We start from the raw sequence: 320 nt of genomic DNA, 5'->3' as shown, positions 1-320 counted from the left end.
TTCTTTTGCTGCTTCAATCCTTATAAGACAACTAGCAATTTTAGAAGTAATCGTATAATTTGGCATCGGCATAATATCTGCATTACATTACTTCTATATTATGCTGATAAAATGCAGATAATACAACATTTACACGACGCCGACCATAAACAGCAATAAATTCGGCTGATTGAGAAAGAAGTTTGTCTTGTAGAATAGCTATTTCTTTTTCTCTACCAATTATTGGCTCGTTCATATGTTTATTCCGCGGAAAATTATACACAGCGGAAACAACTTAAATCTACGCTCCGCGCGCCTCTGCTACCAAGTCTTCTGATGAA

The 320-nt window shown here is 35.9% G+C and carries 1 protein-coding gene; it reads right to left on the bottom strand.

All coding sequences use genetic code 11. The features are described 5' to 3' along the window. Positions 1 to 82 precede the first annotated feature (82 nt). The gene (locus tag WG67_RS06990; RefSeq protein ID WP_010081826.1) at positions 83 to 235 is read right to left on the bottom strand and encodes a hypothetical protein; all 153 of its coding nucleotides are present in this window, start codon (positions 233 to 235) and stop codon (positions 83 to 85) included. Positions 236 to 320 lie beyond the last annotated feature (85 nt).

It is taken from the genome of Wolbachia endosymbiont of Drosophila incompta (assembly GCF_001758565.1).
Taxonomy (GTDB): domain Bacteria; phylum Pseudomonadota; class Alphaproteobacteria; order Rickettsiales; family Anaplasmataceae; genus Wolbachia; species Wolbachia pipientis.
Note: the sequence above shows the minus strand (reverse complement) of the source record. Positions and strands in the feature narration are given on the sequence as shown.